Genomic DNA, 22600 nt, shown 5'->3' on the forward strand with positions numbered 1-22600 from the left:
GGCGGCGCGCGGCCGACAGGGCCGCGCGGCGGGCTTAGCCGATCACGAAAAGCGGCTGGCCGTATTCGACGGCCTGGCCGTTCTCGACGAGGACTTCCTTGATCACGCCGGCCTTGTCCGACTCGATCTCGTTGAGCAGCTTCATCGCTTCGATGATGCAGATCGTCTGGCCTTCCTTGACCGTGTCGCCGGCCTGCACGAACGGGTCGGCGCCCGGCGACGGCGCGCGGTAGAACGTGCCGACCATCGGCGACGTCACGACGTGGCCTTGCGGGACGGCCGGTGCGGCTGCGGCGCCGGCTGCCGGCGCGGCGCCGTCGGTCGGCAGCGCGGCCGACGGAGGCGGCGCGCTGACTTGCGGGGCATACCCAGCCGTCGGCTGCACGTAGACCGGCGGCGCGTTCTTGACGATGCGCACCTTGCCTTCGCCTTCCGTCACTTCCAGCTCGGAGATGCCGGATTCGGAAACGAGGTCGATCAGAGTTTTCAGCTTACGAAGATCCATCGGGAATTCCCCTTTCAATACGTGAAAGCGCCGGTTAGGGGCCGGCGCTGAATCTAGATCGCGAAATCAGCCGCGCGACGCGCCTTGCAGCTTGTCCAGCGCGTACTCGAGCGCGTACAGATAACCTTTCCAGCCGAGCCCGCAGATCACGCCTTCGGCCTGGTCGGAAAAGTAGGAGTGGTGCCTGAACGCTTCGCGGCGATGCACGTTCGACAAGTGAACCTCGACGAACGGGATGCCAACGCCGGCGATCGCGTCCCGGATCGCAACGCTCGTATGCGTGTACGCGGCCGGATTGATCAGGATGAAATCGGTCTGTTCCTCCCGCGCGGCCTGGATGCGGTCGACCAGCGCGCCTTCATGGTTGCTCTGGAACGACGACAGTTCGGCGCCGGCTTCCCGGGCGCGCGCGGCAAGCGCCTGATCGATCTGCGCGAGCGTGACGCGGCCATACACCTCCGGTTCCCGGGTGCCGAGAAGGTTCAGGTTGGGGCCGTGCAACACCAGCAATCGTGTCATGGTCGCTTCTATTTCTGCGGAATTGCGCGAACTTTAGCGCTATTTAGAGAAATTTGTCTAGTTTTGCCGAACGGCCAGGTTCGTCGGACCTGCAAGAATTACCGGTGCGGATGCAAAGTATCGGCGAATTCACGCGAAATCGCGGCGATCGACGGACAAATTGCTGCGAACGTGCGGGCCGGCGTTCGGGGAGCTTACAGCGCGTCGAGCGTCTTTTTCAGCTCGGTCGGCTGGATTTGTCCCAATTTTGTCTCGCGAATCTTGCCGGTTTCGTCGATGACGACCGTAAACGGCAGCGCGCCAGCGGTATTTCCGAAATTACGGGCCAGATCCGCGCCCGCATAACCGCTGACGAAAACCGGATAGTCGACCTTCACTTTTTGGAGGAAGTTCTTCACGTTCTGCCCGGAATCGACGCCGATCCCGATGAATCGGATGCCTTTCTGTTTGTATTGATGCGACAACGCGACGAGCTCGGGCATCTCCTCGACGCACGGGCCGCACCACGACGCCCAGAAATTGACGACGACCTTCTGGCCCTTGAAGGCGGCCAGCGTGGCCGGCTTGCCGTCGACGCCAGTGAGCGACGACGCCCATAGCTGGTCGACCGGGTTGCCGTGGGTGGCCGGCGCGGCAACGGCGACGCCGTCGCCGTCCGTGCCGCGGAACCAGTGACCGGCGGCGACTCCGCCGGCGACGGCGGCGGCCGCGACCACCGCGAGCGCCAACATGCGTTTCATCATCATCGTTGAATCATTTGGGTTCGGAAGGGGCCTGGCTTGCGTCGACGAGCGCGCGCAGCGCGGCGGCGTCCGCGCGGGCGACGCGACCGCGCGCGTCGGCCTTCACCGCGCCGCGCAGGTCGTCGCTCGCATAGAGCGCGAGATGAATGCCGATGGCGTCCACGTCGCGCCGCGGGCGCCACAGGAAACTGAGCGTCTCGACGTCGCCGCGGCCCGCGAAATGCCGCGTCTCCGACACGTCGTACTGGACGTTCTGGTTCAGCAGATAGATCGCGACGTCCTTCGGGTTGTCGGTGAATGCCTGCAAATGGATATCCGAATGCGCGTTCGCGGTGCCGTTCAGCACGGCGCCCGTCACATAAGGATGGAACTCGGCGAGCCGGCGCATCCAGTCGAGCGCGATCTCGCGCAGGCGGCGCAGTTCGTCCGGCTGCGTGTCGCTCTGGAACAGTGCGAGATACTCGCGCAGTTCTTCCTCGATCTGGTCGTTATCCGGCAGCCATTCGCCGGCAACGCGCGAATCGCCCAGCAGCTGGCGCGCGGCCTTGCGCTTCGCGCCGGCATAGTCCTGACCATCCTCCGCGATCAGACGGGCGGCGGATTGGGCGATTTCCTCGCGGACGCGCCGCGGGTCGACAAGAGGTTTGCGAGACATGATCCGGCAATCATACTCGATCGTCGCGGCGCCCGAGCACGGGTGCGGCGGCCTGCCGCCCGAGGGTGCCGGCGCCGTTCGCGCGCATCGTTCGGGCCGCCGGGCATCGCAGGCCGTCAGTTACAATACTGTCCTTTGTGTCGCGGCCAGGTCGTTGGCCGGGCGCCGGCCGCACGGCCTCGCCGGTGCGCCGCACACGCATCCTTTCCGAATCGACGGCGCCCCGGCGGCGCGAAAGCATTCATCTATGCACATCCATATTCTTGGCATCTGCGGCACCTTCATGGGCGGTCTCGCCGTACTCGCCCGCGAGGCCGGCCACACGGTGACGGGTTGCGACGCGGGCGTCTATCCGCCGATGAGCACGCAGCTCGAGGCGCAGGGCATCACGCTGACCGAGGGCTACGGCGCCGAGCAGATCGACCTGAAACCGGACCTGTTCGTGATCGGCAACGTCGTCACGCGCGGCAATCCGTTGATGGAGGCGATCCTCGATCGCGGCCTGCCTTACGTGTCCGGCCCGCAGTGGCTGGGCGAGCACGTACTCGCCGGCAAATGGGTGCTTGCGGTCGCGGGCACGCACGGCAAGACGACCACGTCGTCGATGCTCGCGTGGCTGCTGGAAGACGCGGGGCTGAACCCGGGCTTCCTGATCGGCGGCGTGCCGCTGAACTTCGGCGTGTCCGCGCGGCTCACCGATTCGAGCTTCTTCGTGATCGAGGCCGACGAATACGACACGGCATTCTTCGACAAGCGCTCGAAGTTCGTGCACTACCGGCCGCGCACCGCGGTGCTGAACAACCTCGAATTCGATCACGCCGATATCTTCCCCAATCTCGCCGCGATCGAAACGCAATTCCATCATCTCGTGCGCACCGTGCCCGGCGTCGGGCGGATCGTCACGAACGGTCGCGCGGACGCGCTCGAGCGCGTGCTGGCGCGCGGCTGCTGGAGCGAGGTCGAGCGCTTCGGCGTCGACGGCGGCTGGCAGGCGCTGCCGGCGGAGGACGGCGTGCCGGTCGACGAACGCTTCGCGGTGTATTCGCACGCCGAGCGCGTCGGCGAAGTCGCCTGGCAGGTGCAGGGCGACCACAACCGGATGAACGCGCTCGCGGCGATCGCCGCCGCGCGCCACGTCGGCGTGCCGCCCGCGCAGGCCGCCGAGTCGCTCGCATCGTTCCGCAACGTGAAGCGCCGCATGGAAGTGCGCGGCAGCGTGGACGGCGTGACCGTCTATGACGATTTCGCGCACCATCCGACCGCGATCGACACCACGATCGCCGGCCTTCGTGCGCGCATCGGCCGCGAGAATGCCCGCATCCTCGCCGTACTCGAGCCGCGTTCGAACACGATGAAGCTTGGCGTGATGAAGTCGCAATTGCCGGCAAGCCTCGCCGATGCCGATCTCGTGTTCGGCTACGGCGCGCCCGCCGGGCGCGACGCGCTCGGCTGGAATCTCGCCGAAGCGCTCGCGCCGCTCGGCGCGCGCGCGCGCGCATTCGACGATCTGCATCTGCTGGTGAAGGCGGTGGTCGAGGCCGCACGTCCGGGCGACCACGTGCTCGTGATGAGCAACGGCGGCTTCGGCGGCGTGCACCAGAAGCTGCTCGACGCGCTCGGGAGCCGCACGTGATCCTGTATCTGCACGGCTTCCGGTCGTCGCCGGAATCGCAGAAGTCGCGGCTGCTCGCCGCGCGCATGGCCGAACTCGGCCGCACCGACGAGTGGCGGTGCCCGTCGCTGTCGGTGTCGCCGCTCGAGGCGATCGCCGTCGCGGAGTCGGAGGTCGCGGGCGCCCGCGACGTCACCGTGATCGGCAGCTCGCTCGGCGGTTATTACGCGACGTGGCTCGCCGAAAAGCATGGCTGGAAGGCCGTGCTGCTGAATCCGGCGATCGTGCCGCAGCGCGATCTCGAGCAGCATCTGGGCGAACAGCCGCTGTGGCACGGCGGCGGCACGATCGTCGTCGAGCGCCGTCACCTGCACGAGCTCGACGCGCTGCGCGTGCCGGCGATCACGCGCGCCGACCGCTACTATCTGTTCGCGGCGACCGGCGACGAAGTGCTCGACTATCGCGAGATGCTCGCCCATTACCCGGGCGCGAAAACCCGCGTGATCGACGGCAGCGATCACGGAATCAGCGAATTTGCCGACTATGTCGACGACGTTCTCGCGTTTTGCGACGGAAAGACGTCATAAACCGGCCACGTGCCGATCGAATTCCCATCATCATGCGGCGCCGCCGATGCGGCGCCCGGCAGTCTGAACGAGAGTACTGAGTGAACGTTTTCTTCGAGGAATCGGGCAGTTTCAAGGCGGGCAGCGTGCTGTCGCGCCAGGGCGACGCGTTTCAGGTCGAGTTGCCCGGCGGGCGGCGCGCGAAGGTACGCGCGAAAGACGTGCTGATCGAATTCGACAAGCCGGCCGCCGGCGAGCTGATGCATGAGGCCGATACGGCCGCGCAGCAGATCGATCTGGACTTCCTGTGGGAATGCGCGCCGGCCGACGAGTTCGCGTACACGGCGCTCGCCGCCGAATACTTCGGCGCGACGTATGGCCCGGTCGAGCGCGCGGCGCTCGTGTTGCGGCTGCACGGCTCGCCCGTCTATTTCCGCCGCAAGGGGCGCGGCCAGTACCAGCGCGCGCCGGAAGACCAGCTCAAGATGGCGCTCGCGTCGCTCGAGCGCAAGCGCCAGCAGGCGCTCGTGCAGGCGCAGTATGAAGAGGAACTGAAGGCCGGCAAGTTGCCGGAAGCGTTCGCGGGCAAGGTGCTCGGGCTGCTGACGCGCCCGGACAAGAATTCGATCGAGTACAAGGCGATGGAAGCGGCGGCCGGCGCGCGCGGCGTGTCGCCGGCGCGGCTGATGCTCGACTGCGGCGGCATCGAGTCGCCGCGCGCGCTGCACGAGGCGCGCTTCCTCTCGGAATTCTTCCCGCACGGCACGGGCTTCCCGCCCGTCACGGTCGGCCCGCTGCCGGACGACCTGCCGCGCGCGAACGTCGAGGCGTTCTCGATCGACGACATCACGACCACCGAAATCGACGACGCATTTTCGGTCGAGCACCTGTCCGACGGCCGGGTGCGGATCGGCGTGCACATCGCGGCGCCGGCGCTCGGCATCGTGCGCGGCGACGCGGTCGATGCGATCGCGCGCGCGCGCCTGTCGACCGTCTACATGCCGGGCGACAAGATCACGATGCTGCCGGACGACGTCGTCGACGTGTTCACGCTGAAAGAGGGCGATTACCGCCCGGCGCTGTCGCTGTACATCATCGTCAACCGCGAGACGCAGGACATCGTCGCGAACGAGACGCGCGCCGAGCTCGTGTTCGTGAAGAACAACCTGCGCCACAACACGCTCGACGAGCTCGTCAACGAAGAGACGCTCGCGGCCGGCACCGGCGACTATCCGCACAAGGACGACATCGCCGTGCTGTGGCCGCTCGCGCAGGCGCTTTTCGAGAAGCGCCAGGTCGCGCGCGCGGGCTACGGCCTGAAGCGCGAGGTGCAGCGCAACACCGACTACAACTTCTACGTCGAAGGCGAGCACGTGACGATCACGCCGCGCCGCCGCGGCTCGCCGCTCGATCTGATCGTGTCGGAGCTCGCGATTCTCGCGAACTCGACCTGGGGCGCGTTCCTGCACGACCACACGGTGCCGGGCATCTACCGCTCGCAGCGCGGCTTCGGCGCGCCGGGCCCGAAGCGCACGCGGATGCAGACGACGGCCGCGCCGCACGAAGGCCTCGGCGTCGCGCAGTACGCGTGGAGCACGTCGCCGCTGCGCCGCTACGTCGACCTCGTGAACCAGTGGCAACTGCTCGCGTGCGTGCAGCACGGCGTCACCGCGAAGCTCGCCGCGCCGTTCAAGCCGAAGGACGCCGACCTGTACGCGGTCGTGCAAGGCTTCGACGATACGTATACGGCCTACGCCGACTACCAGCGCCGGATGGAGTACTTCTGGTGCCTGCGCTGGCTCAAGCAGGAACAGAAGAAGCAGGTCGTCGCGAGCGTCGTGAAGGGTGATCTCGTGCGCCTCGAGGACATTCCGCTGCTGCTGCACGTGCCGGGGCTCGGCGTGCATGCGCGCGGCACGCGCGTGCTGCTCGACGTGATGTCGCTCGACGAGCTGACGATCGAGGCGTCGGTGCGCCTGCTCAACGTGCTCGACGCGCCGACCGTGACGAGCGGCGACGCGGCCGACGAAGAGGACGACGCCGAAGGCGGCGACGATACGCTGGTCGACGCGCAAGACGCGTCGGCGCAGGCCGAGGCCGAGGCGCTGGCCGAATCGGGCGACGCGGCGGACGCGGCGGCAGAAGGCGGCGAAGCCGCGAGCGGCAACGACGGCGAAGAGGGGCGCGCATCATGAACGCAGTTGCGTCGACGAGCGGCGCCGACCGCTATGTCGTGTTCGGCAACCCGGTGGCGCACAGCAAGTCGCCGTTCATCCACGCGCAATTCGCCGCGCAGACCGGCGAGCCGATCGAGTACACGCACCGGCTCGCGCCGGTCGACGGTTTCGAGGCCGCCGTGCGCGCGTTCGTCGCCGAAGGCGGTCGCGGCGCGAACGTGACCGTGCCGTTCAAGCTCGACGCGCATGCGCTCGCCGACACGCTGTCGCCGCGCGCGGCGGCGGCAGGCGCGGTGAACACGTTGCGTATCGACGCCGACGGCCGCCTCCACGGCGACAACACCGACGGCGTCGGCCTCGTGCGCGACATCGAAGCGAATCTCGGCGTGTCGCTGGCGGGTGCGCGCATCCTGCTGCTCGGCGCGGGCGGCGCCGCGCGCGGCGTCGTGCTGCCGCTGCTCGACCGCGCGCCGCTGTCGATCACGATCGTGAACCGCACCGCGAGCAAGGCCGAGGCGCTCGTCGGCCAGTTCATGCAGGCCGCGCACGATGCGGGCTGCACGTTCGCGGGGGGCGGCCCCGGCGTCGTGCGGGCCGAACCGTACGACGTGGTGATCAATGCGACGGCCGGCAGCCTCGACGCCGCGCTGCCGGAATGCGACGCTGCCGCGTTCGGCGCCGGCACGCTCGCGTACGACATGATGTACGGCGCGCAGCCGACCGTGTTCATGCAGCACGCGGCGTCGCTCGGCGCGCGCACGGCCGACGGGCTCGGGATGCTGGTCGAGCAGGCGGCCGAATCGTTCTTCATCTGGCGCGGCGTGCGGCCGGACGGTGCACCGGTGCTGGCCGCGCTGCGCCAGGCGCTCGCGGCGAGCTGAACGGAGCGCGGCACGTGGTGGCGGTGAGCGGCACGCAGCGCACGCGGACGACGAGCCTCGCTCGCTGGATCGTCTACGCGGGATCGGTGTTCGCGGGCGCATGGCTCGCGACGCAACTGTTCTATCTCGGGCAGATCGCGCTGTGGTCGTTCGTGAACCCGGGCTCGACCGCGTTCATGCGCACCGACGCGTGGTGGCTGTCGCGCGACACGCCGCCCGCGCAGATCCGGCACCAGTGGGTGCCGTACGACCAGATCTCGCGCAACCTGAAGCGTGCGCTGATCGCCTCCGAAGATTCGACCTTCGCGACCAACAACGGCTACGACGTCGACGCGATCCTGCAGGCGTGGGAGAAGAACAAGGCGCGCGGCAGGATCGTCGCGGGCGGCTCGACGATCACGCAACAGCTCGCGCGCAACCTGTTCCTGTCGCGCGAGAAGAGCTACATCCGCAAGGGGCAGGAGCTGATCATCACGTGGATGCTCGAAACGGTGCTCGACAAGGAGCGCATCTTCGAGATCTACCTGAATTCGGTCGAATGGGGGCGCGGCGTGTACGGCGCCGAAGCGGCCGCACGCTATTACTACAGGATTCCCGCGAGCCGGCTCGGCGCGTGGCAGTCGGCGCGTCTCGCGGTGATGCTGCCGAAGCCGCGCTGGTTCGATGCGCATCGCGGCTCGGCCTACCAGGCGCAGCGTGCGGCAGTCATCGCGCGCCGGATGGGCGCGGCCGAGCTTCCGCAATCCGAGTAAGCGGCGCGCCCGCGCCGCTGCATTGTCCGTTGCGCCGTCGACGCGCGATTGACGCGCTGCAGCGGATTCGTGTCGCCGCCATTTCGGGCCACATCCCTTAGACGAATCCGTCTATTTCGCTTTGCTGAGCAATGCCGGCGACCGCGCGATTTTGTTGGTGGGCAGCGCGTGAAATCCGTGCTTTTTTAGTCCGCACGGCTAAACGCGAAAGCCGATGAAAGCGACGTGAAATGCAACGTTTCGCGAATCGAAGCATTTCTGAAAGGTGTGCGCTGCACCGCCGGCGCGCCAAATATTTCCAAATTTTTCAAAGCTGACGGGCTCGCGTATATTGGCCAGCGCCTCGGCTTATCGGCCGCAATCGAGGCGGGGGGTGGCTTATCCGGCTGCTCGACACGAAAAACATCCGAGAGAAGGAACGCAACGATGCCAGCGAGCAAAGCGAAGCTGTTGTTGGGGGTGGTGTGTTCTTCGCTGATTTTGACGGCCTGCAACGACGACGTGACGTCGTCCGCCGCTGCGAGCGCCGCCGATTCAGCCGATCCCGCCGGTCAGGTCGACCGTGCGTACAACGATCCCAACAGTTATTCGTCGAGCGCGACCGCGTCGCTCGACGCGTCCGCCGCGGTCGAAAAAGCCGCCGTCACGCACCACCAGATCACGCTGAACGGCAAGACGATCCGGTACACGGCCACCGCCGGCCACCTCGTCGCACGCAATCCGCAGACGGGCGCGCCCGAAGCATCGTTCTTCTATGTCGCGTACACGGCCGACAACCAGCCCGCGGCGAAGCGGCCCGTCACGTTCCTGTACAACGGCGGCCCGGGCTCGGCCTCGGTGTGGCTGCACCTCGGTTCGTTCGGCCCGCGCCGGATCCAGACCGGCGACCCGAACGCGAACACGTCGACGTTCCCGTTCGTCGACAACCAGGAAACGCTGCTCGACACGACCGACCTCGTGTTCGTCGATGCGATCGGCACCGGCTTCTCGGAAGCGGTCGCGCCGAACACGAACCAGACGTTCTGGGGCGTCGACCAGGACGCCGGCGCGTTCCGCGATTTCGTGACGCGCTACCTGAGCGTGAACCAGCGCAACGATTCGCCGAAATACCTGTTCGGCGAATCGTACGGCACGCCGCGCACCGACGTGCTCGCGAACCTGCTCGAGACGGCCGGCGTGAAGCTCGACGGCATCGTGCTGCAATCGTCGATCCTGAACTACAACACGAACTGCGACATGGCGAGCGACTATGTCGGCAACTCGAACAACGGGGCGAGCCCGGTGAGCTGCGCCGGCTTCGTGCCGTCGTACGGCACGGTCGGCGCGTATTACCAGCTCGACAACCCCAACCCGTCGAACCTGCCGCAGTATGCGGACCAGATGCGCCTGCTGACGGCCGGCAGCTATGCGCCCGCCGTGAACGCGTATCTGGCGAGCCACACGCCGCCGCCGCCGAATCTCGTCACGACGATGGCGAATTCGACCGGCGTGAAGCAGGCGCTGTGGAATGCCGACTTCAACGTGGTCCCGACTTTCTTCGACAACAGCTTCCAGCTGTCGCTGGTCCCGGGCACGCTGATCGGCCGCTACGACGCACGCGTGAACGTGCCCGTGTCGAGCCCGCTCGCGGCCGACGGCGATCCGTCCAGCTCGTTCATCACGAAGCCGTTCACCGACACGATCGGCAGCTACCTGCCGAACGAACTGAAGTACACCGCGCAGTCGGCCTACTCGGTGAGCAGCAACGCGATCAACACGTGGGACTGGACGCACGACGGCCTGGCGATGCCCGACACGATCCCCGATCTGGCCGCGGCGCTGACGCTGAACCCGGCGCTGAAGGTGCTGTCGCTGAACGGGTATCACGACATCGCGACGCCGTTCTACCAGACCGAACTCGACCTCGCGCGGCTCGGGACACAACCGAACCTGACGATCAAGGACTATCAGGGCGGGCACATGGTCTATCTCGACGATACGTCGCGTCCGCAGGAGAAAGCCGACCTCGTGACCTTCTACGGCGCGGCCGCGCATTGATTGCGCCACGCCGGCGACAGGCGCCCCCCGGCGCCGCTCGCCGGCCGTCGATCCCATTCCAGACTGGAGCCTGACATGAAGAATCGTTTCATCGTCGTTGCCGCGGCGCTCGCATGCGTCGGCGCCGCAGCATCCCTTTCCGCGCAGGCGAGCGACGCCGTCGCGCCGGCGCGTGCGCGCCAGGCGCAGCTCGGCGACCCGTACGTGCCGCCGGCCGCGCGCCACGCGACCGCCGGCACGCAAACGACCGGCGCCGCGCTGCACGCGCAGGTGGTGCGCAAGCTCGCGCGGCAGTTCAGTGCGGCCGACACGCAGAACACGGGTTCGATCACCGAGTCGCAGGCGCGCGCGGCCGGCCTCGGCTATGTCGCGAACCACTTCCGGCAGATCGACGCGGGCGGCAACGGCCGCGTGTCGTTCGCCGACGTCCAGCGCTACATGCAGGCGCGCAGCACGAGCCAGCAGTAAGCGCGGGACGCGTTGAACAAACGGGGGCGGAACCTGCGACACGGCGGGTTCCGCCCCCGTGCGCATGACGCGGCCGTTGCGTCGAGCCCGCGGGCGATTTCGCCGCCATTCTCATTATCTGGACAACGCATTCAAATATTGGAGACGAGTGCGTGCGCTCCTACAATCCGAAGCACATCGACAGCTTCGGACCCACGCATCGCGCGGCGCCCGTCGCACACGGAGACACCTTCCATGAAGTTTGCCGGGCGCTTTACTCGGTGCATCGACCGCCGCCACGCCGCGGCACCGGACGCAGTTCCGGCGCCGCGCGAGCGGCTTCACCGATTCCGTTGAAGAAGCCCCGCCCCATGACCAAGATGCCAGATTCCCTTGCCCTCGACGCCCGGCGCGCGATGCCGGTCAATGCGTCGCTGACCGACAGCATCGGCGCGACCAGCACGCCGCTCGACCTCGCCGCGCAACAGGCCGGCACGCAGACGCTGCTGCGCGGCCTCGCGATTCTCGAAGCGATCGCCAACGGCGCGCGCGACATGCGCGCGATCGGCGCCGCGCTCGGCACGACGCGCAGCACGACGCACCGGCTCGTCAGCAGCCTCGTCCAGGCGCGCTATCTGCGCCAGGTGCAGGGCGGCTACCTGCTCGGCCCGAAGCTGATCGAGCTCGGCACGATCGCGCTCGAGCAGATGCCGCTCACCGCGGTGGCGCGTCCGCATCTCGAGGCGCTCGCGGAAGCGACGCTCGACACGATCCATCTCGGCGTGCGCGACGGCGACGACGTGTTGTACATCGACAAGATTCCCGGCACGCGCGGCCTCGAGATGCGCTCGCGCGTCGGCCACCGGATGCCGCTCGCGTCGACCGGCATCGGCAAGGCGATGATGCTCGACCTCGATCCCGACCTGTGGCGCTCGCTGTTCGAAGCCGCGCGGCGCGCGCTGGCCGGCGTCAATTTCAAGCCCGACAACCGGCCCGAGACGAGCGCGTTCCTGCAGCGCATGGCCCATTACGCGGCCGGCGGCTATACGTTCGATCTCGAGGAAAACGAGGCGTCGATCCGCTGCGTGGCCGCGCCGATCCGCGACGCGTCGGGCGCGGTCGTCGCGGCGGTGTCGGTGGCGAGCACGATTCCGTACATGCCGCACGACCGCATGGACGAACTGATTCCGCTCGTGCAGCGCGAAGCGCGAGCCATTTCCGCGGAACTGGGCTGGAGCCCGCCGCAGGGTACCCGCAGGATCAAACGATGACGACTTCGACCCGGCCCGTTCCGGATGCCAGTTCCGCTTCCCCGTCGCTGATCGCGCTCGACTGGGGCACCACGTCGCTGCGCGCATATTTGTACGACGCGCACGGCGTGCCGATCGACACGCGCAGCCGGGCAGCCGGCGTGATGCACGTGCCGGGCGGCGGCGCGCGTGCGTTCGACGCGGTGTTCGAGGAAGCGTGCGGCGACTGGCTCGACCGTGCGCCCGGCCTGCCGGTGCTCGCCGCCGGAATGGTCGGCAGCGCGCAGGGCTGGCGCGAGGCGCCGTACGTCGCGGTGCCGGCCGGGGCCGACGCGCTCGTCGCGGGCCTCATCACGGTGACGACGTCGCGCGGCGCGACTGTCTCGATCGTGCCGGGCGTGATCGCGACGGGCGAATTGCCCGACGTGATGCGCGGCGAAGAAACGCAGATCGTCGGCGCACTCGCGAGCGATCCGACGCTTGGCGCCGATCGTTCAGGGGTACTGATCGGCTTGCCGGGCACGCATGCGAAATGGGCGTGGGTGAAGGACGGGCTGATCGAGCGTTTCCAGACCTTCATGACCGGCGAGCTGTTCGCGGTGCTGCGCGATCACACGATCCTCGGCCGCACGATGCGAACGGGTGCGTCGCCCGACCGCGCCGCGTTCGTCCGCGGCGTAGCGGTCGCACGCGGCGCGCAGCACACGGGGCTGCTCGCGACGATTTTCAGCACGCGCACGCTGGGGCTGACCGACCGGCTCGCACCCGACGCGCAGGGCGACTACCTGTCCGGCCTGCTGATCGGCCACGAGCTCAATGCGCTCGACGCGATGCTCGCGGAGCGCGGCATCGCGCTCGCGGACCAGCCGCTGCTGCTGATCGGCGACGGCGGCTTGTGTTCGCGCTACGTCGATGCGCTCCAGGTATTCGGCCATGCGCACGCGCGTGTGGCCGCGCATGCGACCGAGCTTGGCCTGTGGCGGATCGCGTCGCGCGCCGGGCTCGTGCGCGCGGACGGCGAGCCCGTCTGCGCCGACCACTGAACTGCTTGTAGAGGAACCCTCGATGCCGACCGACCTGACATTGCCCGCACCGTACACGCCCCACGCCGCACTGATGCGCGCGTTCGACGCGTGTCCGCTGATCGCGATCATGCGCGGCATCGCGCCCGCCGAAGCGGCCGATCACGGCCGCGCGCTCTACGAAGCCGGCTTCCGGATCGTCGAGGTGCCGCTCAACTCGCCGGACCCGTTCGACAGCATCGCGGCGCTGCGGCGCGCGTTGCCTGACGACGCGATCGTCGGAGCGGGCACCGTGCTGCGCGCCGAGTACGTCGACCGCGTGCAGGACGCGGGCGGCGCACTGATCGTGATGCCGCACAGCGACGCGGCCGTGATTCGCCGCGCGCGCGAGCGCGGGCTGGCGAGCGCGCCGGGCGTCGCGACGCCGACCGAAGCGTTCGCGGCGCTGACGAACGGCGCCGACGTGCTGAAGATGTTCCCGGCCGAGCAACTCGGCGTGACGGTCGTGAAGGCATGGCGCGCGGTGATCGACCGCGCGGTGCCGCTGATTCCGGTCGGCGGGATCGCGCCGGACAACATGCGGCCGTTCCTCGACGCCGGCGCGAACGGCTTCGGGCTCGGTTCGGCGCTGTACCGCCCCGGCCAGTCGGCCGACACGACCGCGGCGAATGCGCGCGCGTTCCAGGCCGGCTTGCGCGTCGCGCGCGGCGGAGCCGCATGATGGGCCGCCTCGCGGGCAAGGTCGCGATGGTGACGGGCGCGGGCCGCGGCATCGGCGCCGCGATCGCGCGCGCGTTCGTGCGCGAAGGCGCGGCCGTCGCGCTCGTCGATCTCGACTTCCCGCAGGCGCAGCACACGGCCGCCGCGATTGCACAAGATTGCGACGGCGCGCGCGTGCTGCCGCTGCAGGCGGATGTCGCGCGGCAGCAGGCGGTGCGCGATGCGCTCGCGCAGACTGAAGCGGCGTTCGGCCCGCTCGACGTGCTCGTGAACAACGCGGGCATCAACGTGTTCGCCGATCCGCTGACGATGACCGACGACGACTGGCGGCGCTGCTTCGCGGTCGATCTCGACGGCGTGTGGCATGGCTGCCGCGCGGCGCTGGAGGGTATGGTCGAGCGCGGGCGCGGCAGCATCGTGAACATCGCGTCGACGCATGCATTCAGGATCATCCCGGGCTGCTTTCCGTACCCGGTCGCGAAGCACGGCGTGCTCGGCCTCACGCGTGCGCTCGGCATCGAATACGCGGCGCGCAACGTGCGCGTGAACGCGATCGCGCCGGGCTACATCGAGACGCAGCTCACGCGCGACTGGTGGGACGCGCAGCCCGATCCGGCCGCCGCGCGCGCCGAGACGCTCGCGCTGCAGCCGATGAAGCGGATCGGCCGCCCCGAGGAGGTCGCGATGACGGCCGTGTTCCTGGCGTCCGACGAGGCGCCGTTCATCAATGCCGCGTGCATCACCGTCGATGGCGGGCGCGCGGCGCTGTATCACGACTGACACGATTGACGTAGCGATTCGAAAGACCGCACGTGCGACGGCCGCGCGCACGCTGCGTCGAAACCAACAAGCGGCTGCATCCTGTTCGATGAAAACAAGGAGACTCTGGAGATGAAACGCAGAACGTTCGTAACGCTGGCCGCTGCGGCCGCGGTGGTGATGGGCAGCCCGGTCGCGCACGCGGCCGACCCGGTCAAGATCGGCTTCCTGGTGAAGCAGCCTGAGGAACCGTGGTTCCAGGACGAATGGAAATTCGCCGAGATCGCCGCGAAGCAGAAGGGCTTCACGCTCGTGAAGATCGGTGCGCCGTCCGGCGAGAAGGTGATGAGCGCGATCGACAACCTGTCCGCACAGAAGGCGCAGGGCTTCATCATCTGCACGCCCGACGTGAAGCTCGGGCCGGGCATCGTCGCGAAGGCGAAGTCGCACAACCTGAAGATGATGACGGTCGACGATCGCCTCGTCGACGGCGCGGGCAAGCCGATCGAGGCGGTGCCGCACATGGGGATCTCCGCGTACAACATCGGCAAGCAGGTCGGCGACGGCATCGCGGCCGAGATCAAGAAGCGCGGCTGGGACATGAAGGACGTCGGCGCGATCGACATCACCTACGAGCAGTTGCCGACCGCGCACGACCGCACGAGCGGCGCGACCGACGCGCTGGTCGCCGCCGGCTTCCCGAAGGCGAACGTGATCGCGGCGCCGCAGGCGAAGACCGATACGGAAAACGCGTTCAACGCGGCGAACATCGCGCTCACGAAGAACCCGCAGTTCAAGCACTGGGTCGCCTACGGCCTGAACGACGAGGCCGTGCTCGGCGCGGTGCGCGCGGCCGAAGGGCGCGGCTTCAAGGCCGACAACATGATCGGCATCGGCATCGGCGGTTCCGATTCGGCGCTCAACGAGTTCAAGAAGCCGCAGCCGACGGGCTTCTACGGCACCGTGATCATCAGCCCGAAGCGCCACGGCGAGGAAACCTCGGACCTGATGTACACGTGGATCACGCAGGGCAAGGCGCCGCCGCCGCTGACGCTGACGACGGGCATGCTCGCCACGCGCGACAACGTGGCGAAGGTGCGCGAGGAGATGGGGCTCGCGTCGAAGTAAGCGGCCCGCCGGCTGCCGCGGCGACGCGGCGGCCGGCGGTCGATCGATCTGGAAGTGGGGAGACGACGTGTCAGCGGCACTGCGTTTTGACAATATCGGCAAGGTATTTCCCGGCGTGCGCGCACTCGACGGCATTTCGTTCGACGTGCATGCGGGCGAGGTGCATGGCCTGATGGGCGAGAACGGCGCGGGCAAGTCGACGCTGTTGAAGATTCTCGGCGGCGAATACCAGCCCGATGCGGGCAGCGTGCAGGTCGACGGCCAGCCCGTGCAGTTCGCGAGTGCGGCCGCGTCGATCGCGGCCGGCATCGCGGTGATTCACCAGGAATTGCAGTACGTGCCCGACCTGACGGTCGCGGAAAACCTGTTGCTCGGCCGCCTGCCGAACGCGTTCGGCTGGGTGAGAAAGCGCGAGGCGAAGCGTTACGTGCGCGAGCGGCTCGCCGAGATGGGCGTCGATCTCGATCCGGATGCGCGGCTCGGGCGGTTGTCGATCGCGCAGCGGCAGATGGTCGAGATCTGCAAGGCGCTGATGCGCAACGCGCGCGTGATCGCGCTCGACGAACCGACGAGCTCGCTGTCGCATCGCGAGACCGAGGTGCTGTTCAAACTGGTCGACGATCTGCGTGCGCAAGGCCGCGCGCTGATCTACATCTCGCACCGGATGGACGAGATCTACCGGCTGTGCGATGCGTGCACGATCTTTCGCGACGGGCGCAAGATCGCGTCGCACCAATCGCTGGCCGACGTGCCGCGCGAGCGGCTCGTCGCCGAGATGGTCGGGCGCGAGATTTCGGACATCTACCATTACGCGCCGCGTGCGCTCGGCGACGTGCGGTTTTCCGCCGACGGCGTCGAAGGCCCGGCATTGCGCGAACCGGCGAGCTTCTCGGTGCGCGCGGGCGAGATCGTCGGCTTCTTCGGGCTCGTCGGCGCGGGTCGCAGCGAGCTGATGCGGCTCGTGTACGGCGCGGACCGCCGGCGCGCGGGCGTGCTGACGCTCGACGGCGCGCGCATCGACGTGAAGCGCACCGGCGACGCGATTCGTCACGGCATCGTGCTGTGCCCCGAGGACCGCAAGGAAGAAGGGATCATCGCGATCGCGTCGGTCGCCGAGAACATCAACATCAGCTGCCGCCGCCATTCGCTGCGCGCGGGGCTCTTCATCAACGGCAAGACCGAAAGCGAAACGGCCGACCGCTTCATCCAGCGGCTGAAGATCAAGACGCCGAACCGGCGCCAGAAGATCCGCTTCCTGTCGGGCGGCAACCAGCAGAAGGCGATCCTGTCGCGCTGGCTCGCGGAACCCGATCTGAAGGTCGTGATCCTCGACGAACCGACGCGCGGGATCGACGTCGGCGCGAAGCACGAGATCTACGACGTGATCTACCGGCTCGCGGAGCGCGGCTGCGCGATCGTGATGGTGTCGTCGGAACTGCCGGAAGTGCTCGGCGTGTCCGACCGCATCGTCGTGATGCGCGAAGGCCGGATCGCCGGCGAGCTGCCGCGCGCCGAGGCGAACGAGCACGCGGTGCTGAACCTCGCGCTGCCGCAGACGAGCGCGGTCGAGGCGGCCTGACGCGACATACGACATTCGAATCGAACACGCGCGGCGCGGGTCGCGCGATGCAGGAGCAGGAGATACACCATGCAAGTCAACGAAAACCTTGGCAGCGCCGCCGTGAAGCCGTCGGCCGACGCGCTGGTTCCACAGCAGAGCGACCGCCAGAAGTGGTGGCAGCATCTGACCGAATACAGCCTGATCGCGATCTTCGCGGTGATGTTCATCACGATGTCGCTGACCGTCGATCACTTCTTCTCGATCGACAACATGCTCGGCCTGGCGCTGTCGATCTCGCAGATCGGCATGGTCGCGTGCACGATGATGTTCTGTCTCGCGTCGCGCGACTTCGACCTGTCGATCGGCTCGACCGTCGCGTTCTCAGGCGTGCTGTGCGCGATGGTGCTGAACGCGACCGACAACACGTTCGTCGCGATCATCGCGGCGGTCGCGGCCGGTGCCGCGATCGGCTTCGTGAACGGCGCGGTGATCGCGTACCTGCGCATCAACGCGCTGATCACGACGCTCGCGACGATGGAGATCGTGCGCGGGCTCGGCTTCATCGTGTCGAAGGGGCAGGCGGTCGGCGTGTCGTCGGACACGTTCATCGCGCTCGGCGGGATGTCGATGTTCGGCGTGTCGCTGCCGATCTGGGTCACGCTGGTGTGCTTCATCGGGTTCGGCGTGCTGCTGAACCAGACCGTCTACGGCCGCAACACGCTCGCGATCGGCGGCAATCCGGAAGCGTCGCGGCTCGCGGGGATCAACGTCGAACGCACGCGCGTATACATCTTCCTGATCCAGGGCGCGGTGACGGCGCTCGCGGGCGTGATTCTCGCGTCGCGCATCACGTCGGGCCAGCCGAACGCCGCGCAGGGTTTCGAGCTGAACGTGATCTCCGCGTGCGTGCTGGGTGGCGTGTCGCTGATGGGCGGTCGCGCGACGATCTCGGGCGTCGTGATCGGCGTGCTGATCATGGGCACCGTCGAGAACGTGATGAACCTGCTGAACATCGACGCGTTCTACCAGTACCTCGTGCGCGGCGCGATCCTGCTCGCGGCCGTGCTGCTCGACCAGCTCAAGAACCGCGGCGTACGCGACTGACCGACCTGTTGACACGGAGACGATCCGCATGACCATCGACACTTCCGCGCCCGATCCGCACGCCGCGAGCGACGCGCGCTTCGCGCGCTACCCGAGCCTCGAGGATCGCGCGGTGCTGATCACGGGCGGCGCGACCGGCATCGGCGCGTCGTTCGTCGAGCACTTCGTCGAACAGGGCGCGCGCGTCGCGTTCGTCGATCTCGACGCGGCGGCCGGCGCCGCACTCGCGGAGCGCCTCGCGCATGCACGACATGCGCCGTTGTTCCTGTCGTGCGACCTGACCGACGTCGAGGCGCTGCGCCGGGCGATCGACGCGATCCGCGCACGCATCGGCGCGATCGCGGTGCTCGTGAACAACGCGGCGAACGACACGCGCCATGCGATCGGCGACGTGACGCCCGCGTCGTTCGACGCGGGCATCGCGGTGAACCTGCGTCATCAGTTCTTCGCCGCGCAGGCGGTGATCGACGACATGAAGCGGCAGGGCGCCGGCGCGATCATCAATCTCGGCTCGATCAGCTGGATGCTGAAGAACGGCGGCTATCCCGTCTACGTGATGGCGAAGGCGGCCGTGCAGGGCCTGACGCGCGGCCTCGCGCGCGATCTCGGCCCGTTCGGCATCCGCGTGAATTCGCTGGTGCCCGGCTGGGTGCTGACCGACAAGCAGCGCCGGCTGTGGCTCGACGACGCGGGCCGCGCGGCGATCAAGGCCGGCCAGTGCATCGATGCCGAACTGCTGCCGGCCGATCTTGCACGGATGGCGCTGTTTCTCGCGGCCGACGACAGCCGGATGATCACCGCGCAGGACGTGATCGTCGACGGCGGCTGGGCCTGACCGTTCGCACGACCTGCATCGTTTCTTCGACGAAGGAAAGGAGCTCACCATGACCGCCACGTCCTCGCGCGCATCGTCGTCCACCAGCCAGTCGCGCCGCGCGCGCCTGGCCGCCGCCGCCCAGCCGGTCAGCCCCGGCCCGCAGACGGCCGCGTTCGCGCAGGGCGTCGGCGCCGCGCATGCGGCGGCCGTCACGCTGTCGAACGCTTCGCTGCGGCTCGACGTGCTGCCGCACCTCGGCGGCGGCATCGCGCGCTTCGACTGGCGCGGCGACAACGGCGTGCTGATGCCGGTGTTCCGCCGTTGCGAGCACCCGGAGACGGCGACGGACCCGAACGAGCTCGCGTGCTATCCGCTGCTGCCGTACTCGAACCGGATCGGCGACGGGCGCTTCGAATGCGACGGGCGCAAGGTCGCGGTGCCGCGCAACCGCCGCGACGAGCCGCTGCCGATCCACGGCGACGGCTGGCTCGCGCCGTGGCAGGTGGACGATGCGACCGACACGTCGCTGCAACTGTCGCTCGACCGTGCCGCCGGCGCGCCGTACGCGTTCCGCGCGATCCAGTCGTTCGAACTCGACGACGCGACGCTGTCGATCGCGCTGACGATCGAGAACGCGGGGCGCGCGCGGCTGCCGTTCGGGCTCGGCGTGCATCCGTTCCTCGTGCGCGATGCGGTGACCGAGCTGGCCGCGGCGGCGGGCGGCCTGTGGCTGTCGGGCGCCGATTTCCTGCCGGTACGGCACGTCAGCGTGCCGCCGGCCTGGCAGTTCGGCGTCGCGTATCCGCTGCCGGCCACGCTCGTCAATCACGCGTTCACCGGCTGGGGCGGCCACGCGACGGTGAGCTGGCCGCGCCGCCGGCTGTCGCTGACCGTCGCGGCCGACGCCGACGCGTACGTGCTCTATACGCCGCCGGGCGAGGATTTCTTCTGCTTCGAGCCGGTCGATCATCCGATCAATGCGATGAACCTGCCGGGCGGCGCGACCGCGCACGGGATGACGCTGCTTGCGCCCGGCGAGCGGCTCACGCGGCGTTTCGCGTTCACCGTCGAGCGCGCCGATGCGCGCGGCAACGCCGCGGCACGCGAGGGCCGCCCGCGACGCGGGTAAAATACGCGGTCTACCAACGGTTTGCCGCGAGTACCCGCCATGTCTTCCCCGCTTACTTTCATTGAATCGCTGCGCGCCGCGTGGCTGCGCACGAATTCGCTGCTGTGCGTCGGCCTCGATCCCGAGCCGTCGCGCTTTCCCGTGCAGTTCGACGGCCAGCCCGACGCGATCTTCGAGTTCTGCCGGCAGATCGTCGACGCGACCGCGCAGTACGCGAGCGCGTTCAAGCCGCAGATCGCGTACTTCGCCGCGCATCGCGCGGAAGACCAGCTCGAGCGCCTGATCGCGCACATCCATCTGCAGCATCCGGGCCTGCCCGTGATCCTCGACGCGAAGCGCGGCGACATCGGCAGCACCGCCGAGCAGTACGCGCGCGAAGCGTTCGAGCGCTATCGCGCGGACGCCGTCACGGTGAACCCGTACATGGGCTACGACTCGGTCGAGCCGTACTTCGAGCATGAAGGCAAGGGTGTGATCGTGCTGTGCCGCACGTCGAACCCGGGCGGCTCGGACCTGCAGTTCCTCGAAACGAACGGGGCCGGCCAGCCAGGCCGGCCGCTGTACCAGGTCGTCGCCGATCTCGCGGCGAACAAGTGGAACGCGAGGAACGGCCAGCTCGGCCTCGTGGTCGGCGCGACGTTCCCGAAGGAAATCGAGGTCGTGCGCGGGATCGTCGGCGACATGCCGCTGCTGATCCCCGGCATCGGCGCACAGGGCGGCGACGTGCAGGCGACCGTCAACGCGGGCCGCACGGCCGGCGGCACCGGGATGATGATCAACTCGTCGCGCGCGATCCTGTACGCGAGCAAGGGCGAGGATTTCGCCGAGGCCGCGGCGCTCGCCGCGCAGAAGACGCGCGACACGATCAACGCGCATCGCTGATCGACTCGCACGACACCGTCTCGCACCACGCTGTCTCTCACCACACCGCCCAGCCGGCACGCTGGGCGGTGTGGTGCCGGCCCCGCGCCGGCGCTGCATCCTCCCGTCCCCCTTCGCTTTCCTCGATCCTCCCTGGCGCGCGCCGACAACTTCCCGTCGCTTCCGCATTGCATGTCGGCAATTTATTCGCGCGATCCTGCCTCTTGTCATCGATCCGTCACGAAAATGTCAAGAATAGGAGCGACGCCATGCCCAAGCTGTCCCGCCGTCTTCTGAGCGCGTTCGCCGCGTCGCTGTGCGTGACGTTCGCCCATGCGGCGGATCTCTCGCACTGGCCGGCCGATAGCGCGAAGGCGCTGAACGCGATGATCGCCGCGCATGCGAACCGCGGCGACTACGCGGTGTTCGACGCCGACAACACGACCTACCGCTACGACCTCGAGGAATCGCTGCTGCCGTATCTCGAGAACCGCGGCGTGCTGACGCGCGATTCGCTCGACCCTTCGCTGAAGCTGATCCCGTTCAAGGATTCCGCCGACTACAAGGAATCGCTGACGAGCTACTACTACCGGCTGTGCGAGATCGACGATCTGGTCTGCTATCCGTGGATCGCGCAGGCGTTCGCCGGGCAGTCGCTCGCCGACCTGAAGCGCCACGTCGACGCGATGCTCGCCGACGGCAAGCCGATCCCGATCCGCTACTGGCAGGGCGACAAGGTCGTCGACGGCACGGTGAACCCGCCGCGCTTCTTCCGCGGGATGCAGGAGCTGTACAACGCGCTGCGCGAGAACGGCATCGATGTCTACGTGATGACGGCCGCGCACGAGGAGCTCGCGCGGCTCGTGCTGTCCGACCCGAAGTACGGCTACAACGTGAAGCCGCAGAACGTGATCGGCGTGACGACGCTGCTGCGCAACCCGGCGACCGGCGCGCTGACGACGTCGCGGCTGCAGATCAAGGCCGGCAAGTACGACGAGGCCGCGAACCGCAACCTCGTGATCACGCCGTTCCTGATGAACCCGATGACGTGGTACGAAGGCAAGCTCGGTTCGATCGTCGGCTGGATCGACCAGTGGAAGAAGCCGGTGCTCGTCGCCGGCGACACGCCGACGTCCGACGGCTACATGCTGCTGAACGCGACCGATGTCGCGCGCGGCGGCGTGCGCGTGTGGGTCAACAAGAAGGACAAGCAGATGGCGCAGATCCGCGCGTGGTCGGACGAATCGGCCGCGAAGCAGAAGTCGCTCGGCCTGCCGGTGACGGCGGACAAGAACTGGATCGTCGTGAAGCCCGACGCGATTCAGTAAGCGCGCGGCGGGCGCGGCACGCCGCCG

Annotated in this window: 22 protein-coding genes; 18 read left to right on the forward strand and 4 right to left on the reverse strand. The window is 68.2% G+C overall.

Annotation, left to right across the window (positions count from 1 at the left end; all coding sequences use genetic code 11):
* Positions 1 to 34 precede the first annotated feature (34 nt).
* The 4 genes from accB to C4B30_RS18485 all read right to left on the reverse strand — a co-directional run bounded on the left by accB (position 35) and on the right by C4B30_RS18485 (position 2422).
* Complete coding sequence (accB, locus tag C4B30_RS18470; RefSeq protein WP_027783492.1) at positions 35 to 505, reverse strand: acetyl-CoA carboxylase biotin carboxyl carrier protein; 471 nt, start codon at positions 503 to 505, stop codon at positions 35 to 37.
* 66 nt (positions 506 to 571) lie between these two features.
* Positions 572 to 1024, reverse strand: coding sequence for a type II 3-dehydroquinate dehydratase (gene aroQ, locus C4B30_RS18475; protein ID WP_027783493.1), 453 nt, complete (start codon positions 1022 to 1024; stop codon positions 572 to 574).
* A 194-nt stretch (positions 1025 to 1218) separates the two neighbouring features.
* The gene (locus C4B30_RS18480; protein WP_027783494.1) at positions 1219 to 1770 is read right to left on the reverse strand and encodes a TlpA family protein disulfide reductase; all 552 of its coding nucleotides are present in this window, start codon (positions 1768 to 1770) and stop codon (positions 1219 to 1221) included.
* 7 nt (positions 1771 to 1777) lie between these two features.
* Positions 1778 to 2422 (reverse strand): UDP-N-acetylmuramate--alanine ligase, encoded by a 645-nt coding sequence (locus C4B30_RS18485; protein ID WP_027783495.1) that lies wholly within the window; start codon positions 2420 to 2422, stop codon positions 1778 to 1780.
* 247 nt (positions 2423 to 2669) lie between these two features.
* On the opposite strand from C4B30_RS18485, the gene mpl reads away from it, so the two are divergent.
* The 18 genes from mpl to C4B30_RS18580 all read left to right on the forward strand — a co-directional run bounded on the left by mpl (position 2670) and on the right by C4B30_RS18580 (position 22573).
* Positions 2670 to 4055 carry a UDP-N-acetylmuramate:L-alanyl-gamma-D-glutamyl-meso-diaminopimelate ligase gene (gene mpl, locus C4B30_RS18490; protein ID WP_105132791.1) on the forward strand — a complete coding sequence of 462 codons (1386 nt, stop codon included), beginning with the start codon at positions 2670 to 2672 and terminating at the stop codon, positions 4053 to 4055.
* Positions 4052 to 4621, forward strand: coding sequence for a YqiA/YcfP family alpha/beta fold hydrolase (locus C4B30_RS18495; RefSeq protein ID WP_027783497.1), 570 nt, complete (start codon positions 4052 to 4054; stop codon positions 4619 to 4621). The genes mpl and C4B30_RS18495 overlap by 4 nt, the downstream gene beginning before the upstream one ends.
* Before the next feature lie 80 nt (positions 4622 to 4701).
* Complete coding sequence (locus C4B30_RS18500; protein ID WP_027783498.1) at positions 4702 to 6795, forward strand: RNB domain-containing ribonuclease; 2094 nt, start codon at positions 4702 to 4704, stop codon at positions 6793 to 6795.
* Positions 6792 to 7658, forward strand: coding sequence for a shikimate dehydrogenase (gene aroE, locus C4B30_RS18505; protein ID WP_027783499.1), 867 nt, complete (start codon positions 6792 to 6794; stop codon positions 7656 to 7658). The genes C4B30_RS18500 and aroE overlap by 4 nt, the downstream gene beginning before the upstream one ends.
* Before the next feature lie 14 nt (positions 7659 to 7672).
* Entirely contained in the window at positions 7673 to 8410 is a 738-nt protein-coding gene (gene mtgA, locus C4B30_RS18510; protein WP_027783500.1) for a monofunctional biosynthetic peptidoglycan transglycosylase, read from the forward strand.
* A 426-nt stretch (positions 8411 to 8836) separates the two neighbouring features.
* The gene (locus C4B30_RS18515) at positions 8837 to 10447 is read left to right on the forward strand and encodes a S10 family peptidase (RefSeq protein ID WP_027783501.1); all 1611 of its coding nucleotides are present in this window, start codon (positions 8837 to 8839) and stop codon (positions 10445 to 10447) included.
* Between the two features lie 75 nt (positions 10448 to 10522).
* On the forward strand, positions 10523 to 10915 hold the full coding sequence (locus C4B30_RS18520) for an EF-hand domain-containing protein (protein WP_027783502.1): 393 nt from the start codon (positions 10523 to 10525) through the stop codon (positions 10913 to 10915).
* Positions 10916 to 11265: 350 nt separating this feature from the next.
* A complete protein-coding gene (locus C4B30_RS18530; protein ID WP_027783503.1) occupies positions 11266 to 12165 on the forward strand; it encodes an IclR family transcriptional regulator in 900 nt (299 codons plus the stop codon).
* Positions 12162 to 13187 carry a 2-dehydro-3-deoxygalactonokinase gene (locus tag C4B30_RS18535; protein WP_027783504.1) on the forward strand — a complete coding sequence of 342 codons (1026 nt, stop codon included), beginning with the start codon at positions 12162 to 12164 and terminating at the stop codon, positions 13185 to 13187. The genes C4B30_RS18530 and C4B30_RS18535 overlap by 4 nt, the downstream gene beginning before the upstream one ends.
* 22 nt (positions 13188 to 13209) lie before the next feature.
* Positions 13210 to 13887 carry a 2-dehydro-3-deoxy-6-phosphogalactonate aldolase gene (locus C4B30_RS18540; protein WP_027783505.1) on the forward strand — a complete coding sequence of 226 codons (678 nt, stop codon included), beginning with the start codon at positions 13210 to 13212 and terminating at the stop codon, positions 13885 to 13887.
* Positions 13887 to 14666: an SDR family oxidoreductase gene (locus tag C4B30_RS18545; RefSeq protein WP_027783506.1), complete on the forward strand. Its 780-nt coding sequence runs from the start codon at positions 13887 to 13889 to the stop codon at positions 14664 to 14666. The genes C4B30_RS18540 and C4B30_RS18545 overlap by 1 nt, the downstream gene beginning before the upstream one ends.
* Positions 14667 to 14777: 111 nt before the next feature.
* Positions 14778 to 15773 (forward strand): arabinose ABC transporter substrate-binding protein, encoded by a 996-nt coding sequence (locus tag C4B30_RS18550; protein WP_027783507.1) that lies wholly within the window; start codon positions 14778 to 14780, stop codon positions 15771 to 15773.
* Between the two features lie 67 nt (positions 15774 to 15840).
* Positions 15841 to 17352 (forward strand): L-arabinose ABC transporter ATP-binding protein AraG, encoded by a 1512-nt coding sequence (araG, locus tag C4B30_RS18555; protein ID WP_027783508.1) that lies wholly within the window; start codon positions 15841 to 15843, stop codon positions 17350 to 17352.
* A 69-nt stretch (positions 17353 to 17421) separates the two neighbouring features.
* Complete coding sequence (gene araH / locus C4B30_RS18560; protein ID WP_027783509.1) at positions 17422 to 18438, forward strand: L-arabinose ABC transporter permease AraH; 1017 nt, start codon at positions 17422 to 17424, stop codon at positions 18436 to 18438.
* Positions 18439 to 18466: 28 nt separating this feature from the next.
* Complete coding sequence (locus C4B30_RS18565) at positions 18467 to 19273, forward strand: SDR family NAD(P)-dependent oxidoreductase (protein WP_027783510.1); 807 nt, start codon at positions 18467 to 18469, stop codon at positions 19271 to 19273.
* Between the two features lie 49 nt (positions 19274 to 19322).
* A complete protein-coding gene (locus C4B30_RS18570) occupies positions 19323 to 20384 on the forward strand; it encodes an aldose 1-epimerase (RefSeq protein ID WP_027783511.1) in 1062 nt (353 codons plus the stop codon).
* 39 nt (positions 20385 to 20423) lie between these two features.
* A complete protein-coding gene (gene pyrF, locus C4B30_RS18575) occupies positions 20424 to 21266 on the forward strand; it encodes an orotidine-5'-phosphate decarboxylase (protein WP_027783512.1) in 843 nt (280 codons plus the stop codon).
* Positions 21267 to 21514: 248 nt separating this feature from the next.
* A complete protein-coding gene (locus tag C4B30_RS18580) occupies positions 21515 to 22573 on the forward strand; it encodes a hypothetical protein (RefSeq protein WP_027783513.1) in 1059 nt (352 codons plus the stop codon).
* Positions 22574 to 22600 lie beyond the last annotated feature (27 nt).

The sequence above is a fragment of the Burkholderia sp. BE12 genome, from assembly GCF_002959955.1.
GTDB lineage: Bacteria > Pseudomonadota > Gammaproteobacteria > Burkholderiales > Burkholderiaceae > Burkholderia.

What these genes read in the sequence shown, in the direction of transcription:
- accB (WP_027783492.1), bottom strand. Translation starts at nt 505, where the DNA reads ATGGATCTTCGTAAGCTGAAAACTCTGATCGACCTCGTTTCCGAATCC.
- aroQ (WP_027783493.1), bottom strand. Translation starts at nt 1,024, where the DNA reads ATGACACGATTGCTGGTGTTGCACGGCCCCAACCTGAACCTTCTCGGC.
- C4B30_RS18480 (WP_027783494.1), bottom strand. Translation starts at nt 1,770, where the DNA reads ATGATGATGAAACGCATGTTGGCGCTCGCGGTGGTCGCGGCCGCCGCC.
- C4B30_RS18485 (WP_027783495.1), bottom strand. Translation starts at nt 2,422, where the DNA reads ATGTCTCGCAAACCTCTTGTCGACCCGCGGCGCGTCCGCGAGGAAATC.
- mpl (WP_105132791.1), top strand. Translation starts at nt 2,670, where the DNA reads ATGCACATCCATATTCTTGGCATCTGCGGCACCTTCATGGGCGGTCTC.
- aroE (WP_027783499.1), top strand. Translation starts at nt 6,792, where the DNA reads ATGAACGCAGTTGCGTCGACGAGCGGCGCCGACCGCTATGTCGTGTTC.
- C4B30_RS18515 (WP_027783501.1), top strand. Translation starts at nt 8,837, where the DNA reads ATGCCAGCGAGCAAAGCGAAGCTGTTGTTGGGGGTGGTGTGTTCTTCG.
- C4B30_RS18520 (WP_027783502.1), top strand. Translation starts at nt 10,523, where the DNA reads ATGAAGAATCGTTTCATCGTCGTTGCCGCGGCGCTCGCATGCGTCGGC.
- C4B30_RS18530 (WP_027783503.1), top strand. Translation starts at nt 11,266, where the DNA reads ATGACCAAGATGCCAGATTCCCTTGCCCTCGACGCCCGGCGCGCGATG.
- C4B30_RS18535 (WP_027783504.1), top strand. Translation starts at nt 12,162, where the DNA reads ATGACGACTTCGACCCGGCCCGTTCCGGATGCCAGTTCCGCTTCCCCG.
- C4B30_RS18540 (WP_027783505.1), top strand. Translation starts at nt 13,210, where the DNA reads ATGCCGACCGACCTGACATTGCCCGCACCGTACACGCCCCACGCCGCA.
- C4B30_RS18545 (WP_027783506.1), top strand. Translation starts at nt 13,887, where the DNA reads ATGGGCCGCCTCGCGGGCAAGGTCGCGATGGTGACGGGCGCGGGCCGC.
- C4B30_RS18550 (WP_027783507.1), top strand. Translation starts at nt 14,778, where the DNA reads ATGAAACGCAGAACGTTCGTAACGCTGGCCGCTGCGGCCGCGGTGGTG.
- araH (WP_027783509.1), top strand. Translation starts at nt 17,422, where the DNA reads ATGCAAGTCAACGAAAACCTTGGCAGCGCCGCCGTGAAGCCGTCGGCC.
- C4B30_RS18565 (WP_027783510.1), top strand. Translation starts at nt 18,467, where the DNA reads ATGACCATCGACACTTCCGCGCCCGATCCGCACGCCGCGAGCGACGCG.
- C4B30_RS18570 (WP_027783511.1), top strand. Translation starts at nt 19,323, where the DNA reads ATGACCGCCACGTCCTCGCGCGCATCGTCGTCCACCAGCCAGTCGCGC.
- pyrF (WP_027783512.1), top strand. Translation starts at nt 20,424, where the DNA reads ATGTCTTCCCCGCTTACTTTCATTGAATCGCTGCGCGCCGCGTGGCTG.
- C4B30_RS18580 (WP_027783513.1), top strand. Translation starts at nt 21,515, where the DNA reads ATGCCCAAGCTGTCCCGCCGTCTTCTGAGCGCGTTCGCCGCGTCGCTG.